1 protein-coding gene is annotated in these 7,810 nt (G+C 34.1%); it reads right to left on the bottom strand.

The features are described from left to right. On the bottom strand, nucleotides 1-7,810 hold a 7,810-nt coding region (locus ACY2RW_RS16025), incomplete at both ends, for a cadherin-like domain-containing protein (RefSeq protein ID WP_490123746.1).

The following is a 7,810-nucleotide window of genomic DNA, read 5'->3' on the forward strand; positions in this document are numbered from 1 at the left end:
GATGGATAAGTTGTGCCCCCAACTGTAAACTGTGTTACTGTTAATGGATTGTTCTCTGTATCTGTATCATTATTTAACAATCCATTAGCTGCATTTACGGTTAATGGGGTGTCTTCTGTTACTGTATTTGTGTCTGCTTGTGCTACTGGTGCATCATTTACTGGGGTTACTGTAATATCTAATGTACTTGTTGCTGTAGCTGTACCATCACTTACTGTATATGTTACTTGTGGAACTGCACCATTAAAATTAGATGCTGGTGTATATGTATAACTACCATCTGAATTTACTTGTAATGTTCCTTCTGTTAGGGTAATTGGTACTCCAACTGTGGCTGCACTTCCATTTATTTGTAATCCTGTTACAGTTAATGTATTATTCTCTGTATCTGAATCATTATTTAAAATTCCATTCGCTGCTGATACTGTTAATGGAGTATCTTCATTTGTTGTATTTGTATCTGCTTGTGCTACTGGTGCATCGTTTACTGGACTTACTGTCAAATCTAATGTTGAATTCGCAGTATTGGTTCCATCACTTACTGTATACGTTACTTGAGGAACTGTGCCATTGTAATTCGAAGCTGGCGTAAATGTATAACTACCATCTGAATTGATCTGTAATGTTCCTTCTGATAACGTTACTGTACTTCCTGATGGATAAGTTGTGCCCCCAACTGTAAACTGTGTTACTGTTAATGGATTGTTCTCTGTATCTGTATCATTATTTAAAATTCCATTCGCTGCATTTACGGTTAATGGTGTGTCTTCTGTTACTGTATTTGTGTCGGCTTGTGCTACTGGTGCATCATTTACTGCATTAACAGTTATTCCAATTGTTCCTTGGTTTGCAGAAACTAAACCATCATTATCTTGAATTGTATAATTAATACTTGCTGGGCCATTATAATTTGCAACTGGTGTAAATGTCACATTTCCTAAGGCATCAACTGTATACGTTCCAACATTTGTTACAACTAAAGGAGTTGTAGAGTTTCCTATATTAGAAGAGTTATTAGGGTCTATTAATGTTATTGTTGATGGATTTATTGTACCATCATCTGTATCATTTCCACCAATTGTATTTATAGTTATTGGAGTATCTTCATTTGTATTATTACCTAAATCATTAACTGCAACTGGTGCATCATTAATTGGGTTTACTGTAATATTTAAAGTTCCTGATATTGTTGCTGTACCATCTGTAACATTGTATGTTACTTGAGGAACTGTACCATTAAAATTAGCTGCTGGTGTAAAGATATAACTACCATCAGAAGATATCTCTAAAGTTCCTTCTGTTAAACTAGCTGTATCTCCTGCATTATATGTTGTACTATTTATAACAAATGTTGCTATTGATATTGGATCATTATCTGCATCAGAATCATTGTTTAATAATCCGTTTGCAGCAGTAACTGTTAATGGAGTATCTTCATTTGTGTTGTTAGTTTCTGAAACAACTACTGGAACATCATTTACAGATGTAACTGTGATTGCTATTGTTCCTTGGTTTGCAGAAACTAAACCATCATTATCTTGAATTGTATAATTAACATTTGCTGGACCATTGTAATTTGCAATTGGTGTAAATGTTACGTTTCCTAAAGCATCTACTGCATACGTTCCAACTCCTACAATAGTTAATGGTGTTGTTGAATTACCTGTATTAGAAGGATTTGAAGGGTCTATTAATACAATTGTTGATGGAACTACATTGCCATCATCTGTATCATTTGTGCCAATAGTATTTATAGTTATTGGAGTGTCTTCATTTGTTGTATTTCCTAAATCATTTACTGCAACTGGTGCATCGTTTACAGAAGTAACTGTAATATCTAACGTGCTTGTTACATCCACAGTTCCATCTGTAGTTGTATAGGTAACTTGTGGTACAGACCCATTAAAATTAGTTGCTGGTGTAAATGTATAACTTCCATCAGAATTAATAGTTAAAGAACCTTCTGTTAAGTTAACTGTTGTACCTGCTGTATAAGTAGTTGCTCCTATTTTAAATTCTTTTACTGATAATGCATCACCATCAATGTCTGAATCGTTATTTAACAATCCGTTTGCAACATTTACTGTTAAAGTTGTGTCTTCTGTAGTTGTTTTTGTATCTGGATTTGCAACAGGTGCATCATTTACTGGATTTACAGTAATATTTAAAGTACTACTTGCATTTGGTGTTCCTGTGCCATCTGTAATTGTATAGTTTACTTGAGGTACAGCTCCGTTGAAATTAGCTGCAGGAATAAATACGTAACCACCACCTGCATTAATTGTTAAATTACCTTCTGTTAAATTAGCTGTTTGACCAGCTGTATATGTCATACCTCCAGCTACAAATTGAGTAACAGTTATTGGGTCTAAATTGGCATCTGTATCATTTTTAGTTAAGCTTTTTGCATCCCCATTTGCAACTGTTAAAGTTACTTCTTCGTTTGTAACGTTTGTATCTGGATTTGCAACAGGAGAAAATGCTGATTGTGGTACTGCAATTGTTACTACTGCTGTATCAAAACCTCCATTTCCATCGGAAATTTGATAGGTAAATGTATCTGTTCCGTTATTAAATCCTGCTTGAGGTGTATAAGTAATTCTATCATCTGATGTATCTCCTGGAGTTCCATTATCAAAAATAACAGCTGTACCTTTTGTAGGTGCAACAGTAATTGCACTTATTGATAAAGTGTCTCCATCTAAATCATTATCATTAGTTAATACAGGAATATTAACTGCTGTATTTGGATCTGTAGCTGAGTTATCATCAGTTGCAACAGGGTTATCATTTACTGGTGTAACTGTAATTTTTAATGTGCTATCTGCAGTATTAGTTCCATCTGTTGCTCTATAAGTAATTGTAGGAACTACTCCATTAAAGTTGGCAACTGGTGTAAAATCGTAGCTTCCATCAGCATTCATTTTAATCGTTCCAACATTTGGAATAACTCTTGTGCCTCCTGTTGTTGGGTTTACTGTTACAGTTGTGCCACCAACCGTAAATTGAGAAACTGTAATTGTATCTCCATCTAAATCTGAATCGTTACTTAAAACACCATTTGCAGCATTTACATTTAAAACTGCGTCTTCTGCAACTGTATTGGTATCTGCAACTAAAGTTGGAGTATCATTTACTGGGTTTACTGTAATATCTAATGTAGATGTTGATGTGTCTGTACCATCTGTTGCTGTATAAGTAACTTGAGGATAAGCACCATTAAAGTTTGTGGCTGGTGTAAATACATAACTACCATCTGTATTAATTTGCAACATTCCTTGTGTAATGTTTGCTGTTGTATTTACAGGATAATCTGTACTATTAATAGTAAATTTTGTAACGGTTAATGTACTATTTTCTATGTCTGAATCATTACTTAATACACCATTTGCTACTGTAACTGTTAATGTGATATCTTCATTTGTAGAGCCTGTATCTGCAACCAATGTTGGTGCATCATTTACTGGGTTAACAGTAATATTTAAAGTACTGTTAGCTGTATTTGTTCCGTCTGTAATTGTATAATTTATAACTGGTACAGCTCCATTAAAGTTTAGTGCTGGTGTAAAGTTATAACTACCATCTGCATTTACTTTAAGAGTTCCTTCTGTTAAGGTTGCTGTTGTTCCTGCTGTAAAAGTTGTTCCGTTTACTGTAAATTGAGTTACAGATAATGCACTATTTTCTGGGTCTGAATCGTTATTTAATAATCCGTTTGCGGCTGTTACATTTAATGCAACGTCTTCGTTTGTTGCTCCAGTATCTGCTATTGCAACTGGTGAATCGTTAATTGGATTTACAGTAATATCTAAATTAGCAGTTGTAGTTAAGACTCCATCTGTAATCGTATATGTTGCTTGAGGTACAGCTCCATTAAAATTAGTTGCTGGTACATAAACATAACTACCATCAGCATTAATTTTTAGAGTTCCTGCAGCTATAGTAGCTGTTTCTCCTGCTAAATAAGAAGTTCCTCCAACTACAAAACCTGATACATTTATTGCGTTTCCATCTACATCAGAATCATTTTTAAGAACTCCATCTGTAGCAGAAACTGTAAGTGTTGTATCTTCATTTATTGAATTTGTATCATCTACTGCAACTGGTGCATCATTAATTGTGTTTACAGAAAGAGATAAAGTACTGCTTGTAGTATTTGTACCATCTGTAATTGTATAATTTATAACAGGAACTGCTCCATTATAATTTAGTGCTGGTGTAAAGTCATAACTACCATCAGCATTAATTTTAATAGTCCCTTCTGTAATTGTTGCTGTTGTTCCTGCTGTATATACTGTTCCATTAACTGTAAATTGAGTCACAGTTAATGTATTGTTTTCTGGATCTGTATCGTTGTTGATTAACCCATTTGCTGCTGATACATTTAAGGTAGTATCTTCATTTGTTGTGTTTGTGTCTGGAACTGCAACTGGTGCATCGTTAATTGGATTTACAGTAATATCTAAGGTAGATGTTGCTGTATTTGTTCCATCTGAAGCTGTATAAGTTACTTGAGGAACTGATCCATTAAAGTTTAATGCTGGTGTAAATACATAACTACCATCTGCATTTAATTTTAATGTTCCTTCTGTAATTGATGCTGTATTTCCTGCTGGATAATTTGTTCCGCTAACCGTAAATTGAGTTACAGTTAAAGCGTTATTTTCTATATCTGAATCGTTTTTTAAAACTCCATTTGCTGCTGTTACATTTAATACTGTATCTTCATTTGTAGTTCCAGTATCTGCAACTAATGTTGGTGCATCATTTACTGGAGTTACAGAAATATCTAATGTTGTATTAGAGGTATTTGTTCCATCTGAAGTTGTATATGTTACTTGAGGAACTGAACCGTTAAAGTTTAATGCTGGTGTAAATATATAACTTCCATCAGCATTCATTTTAATAGTTCCTTCTGTTAAAGTTGCTGTATCTCCTGCATTGTAACTCGTTCCGTTTATAGAAAAAGTAGTAACTGTTAATGGGTTACCATCTATATCTGAATCGTTCTTTAAAACTCCATTTGCTGCTGACACATTTAATACTGTATCTTCTGCAACTGTATTTGTATCTGCAACTACTGTTGGTGCATCATTTGTTGGTAAAACAGTAATATTTAAAGTGCTTTGAGCTGTTAAACTTCCGTCTGAAACTGTATATGTAACTTGAGGAACAGTACCATTAAAGTTAGCTTTTGGTGTAAATACATAGCTACCATCTGCATTTAATTTAAGTGTACCTTCTATTAAAATAATATCTGTACCAACTGTTTTTGGAGCTCCTCCAATTGTAATTGCTGTAACTGTTAAAGCATCTCCATCTATATCTGAATCGTTATTTAAAACTCCGTTTGCTGCTGTTACATTTAATACTGTATCTTCATTTGTAGAGCCAGTATCTGCGACTGCAACTGGTGCATCATTTACAGAATTAACTGTAATGTCTAATGTGCTTGTAACTGTTGTTGTTCCGTCTGAAACTGTGTACGTTACTTGTGGCACTGCACCTTTAAAGTTGGTTGTTGGTGTAAATGTATAGCTACCATCAGAATTTACGACTAATGTACCTGAAGCTAAATTAGCTGTATCTCCAGCATTATAAGTATTTCCTCCAACAGTAATTTTAGTAACTGATAATGGATTACCATCTGTATCAGAATCATTATTTAATAATCCGTTTGCGGCTGTTACATTAAAAGGAGTATCTTCATTTGTAGAGCCAGTATCTGCGACTGCAACTGGTGCATCATTTACAGGGTTCACAGTAATATCTAACGTACTTGTGTCTGTTAATGTTCCGTCTGAAACTGTATATGTTACTTGTGGAACTGCCCCATTAAAGTTTGCTACTGGTGTAAATACATAACTCCCATCAGCATTTAACTTAATTGTTCCTTTTGTTGGAATAGTTACTGTGTTTCCTGCTGTATTTGCGCCTGCAATCCCATCAACAGAAAAAGTTGTTACCATTAATGTAGTTCCTGTATCTACATCTGTATCATTTTTAAGCACACCATCTACAGCTAAAACTGTTAAAGTTGTATCTTCATTTGTAGAATTTGTATCTGGATTTGCAACAGGTGCATCATTTACAGGATTTACTGTTAAGTCTAATGTGCTTGTTACTGTTGTTGTTCCGTCTGAAACTGTATATGTTACTTGTGGAACTGTTCCATTAAAATCTCCTGCTGGTGTAAATGTGTAGCTACCATCAGAATTTACAACTAGTATACCTTCTGTTAAATTTGCTGTAACACCTGCATTATAGGTATTTCCTCCAACTGTAATTTTAGTTACAGTTAATGGATTTCCATCTACATCTGAATCGTTCTTTAAAAGACCGTTTGCATCATTTACACTTAAAGTTGCTCCTTCATCAACAGAATTTGTATCTGCAACTGCAACAGGAATATCATTTACTGCGTTCACAGTAATTCCTATAGTTGCTTCGTTTGAAGAAAATACGCCATCATTATCTTTAATTGTATATTTAATATTTGCATTACCATTAAAATTAGCAACTGGTGTAAAAGTTACAGTTCCTAATGAGTTAACTGTGTAAGTACCAACATTTGTAATTACTAAAGGTGTTGTAGAATTACCAATATTAGATGCGTTATTTGGATCTATTAATCTAACTGTTGATGGGTCTATTGTTCCATCATCTGTATCATTTGCGCCAATAGTTGCAACTGTTACTGGTGTATCTTCATTTGTTGTTGTGCCTAAATTATCTACAGCAACTGGTGGATCGTTTACAGGGTTTACTGTAATATCTAACGTACTTGTTAAATCTACAGTTCCATCTGTCATTGTGTAAGTTGCTTGTGGTACTGTTCCATTAAAATTTAATGCTGGTGTAAATACATAACCACCATCTGAATTTAATTGTAATGTTCCTTCAGTTAAATTAGCTGTGTCTCCTGCATTATAGGTTGTAGAACCTATTGTAAATGTTTTTACAGATTTTGCATCTCCATCTATGTCTGTATCATTGGCTAAAACACCATTTGCAGCTAGAACTGTTAAAGTTGTATCTTCATTTGTTGAGTTTGTATCTGCAACAACGGTTGGTGCATCATTTACAGGATTTACTGTAATGTTTAATGTACTTGTATCATTTGTAGTTAAACCTGAATTATCAGTAACTGTATAAGTAATTTCTGGAACTGAACCATTAAAGTTAGCTACAGGAATAAACTCATAACTACCATCTGTATTCACTTTTATTGAACCTACATTTGGTATATTAAATGCTGTTCCTGCTGTGATAGTTCCTGTAAAACCATTTACTGAAAAATCTACAACTGCTAATGCATCTAGGTTTCCATCTGTATCATTTTTAAGGACTCCATTTGCAGCATTTACATTAAGAGTTACATCTTCATTTGTAGAACCTGTATCTGGATTTCCAACTGGTGGGAAAGGTGAAATTGGAACTGTTATATTTACAACAGCTGTATCAAAACCTCCATTTCCATCAGAAATTTGGTATGTAAAAGAATCTGAAAAATTATTAGCTCCTGCATTTGGAGTGAATTTTATAGTTCCGTTTGCATTTATAGTTGCTGTTCCGTTTGTAGGCTGCACAGTAATACTACTTACTGTAATTGTATCTCCATCTAAATCATTATCATTATTTAACACTGGAATATCAATAGCAACTCCAGGGTCTGTACCTGCTGTATCATTTGTAGCTACTGGTGCATCATTAATTGGGTTTACTGTAATGGTTAATGTTGAGTTGGCTGTATTGGTACCATCACTTACTGTATAGGTTACCTGTGGTACTGATCCATTAAAGTTGGCTA

Source organism: Polaribacter sp. 2305UL8-11, from assembly GCF_058147165.1.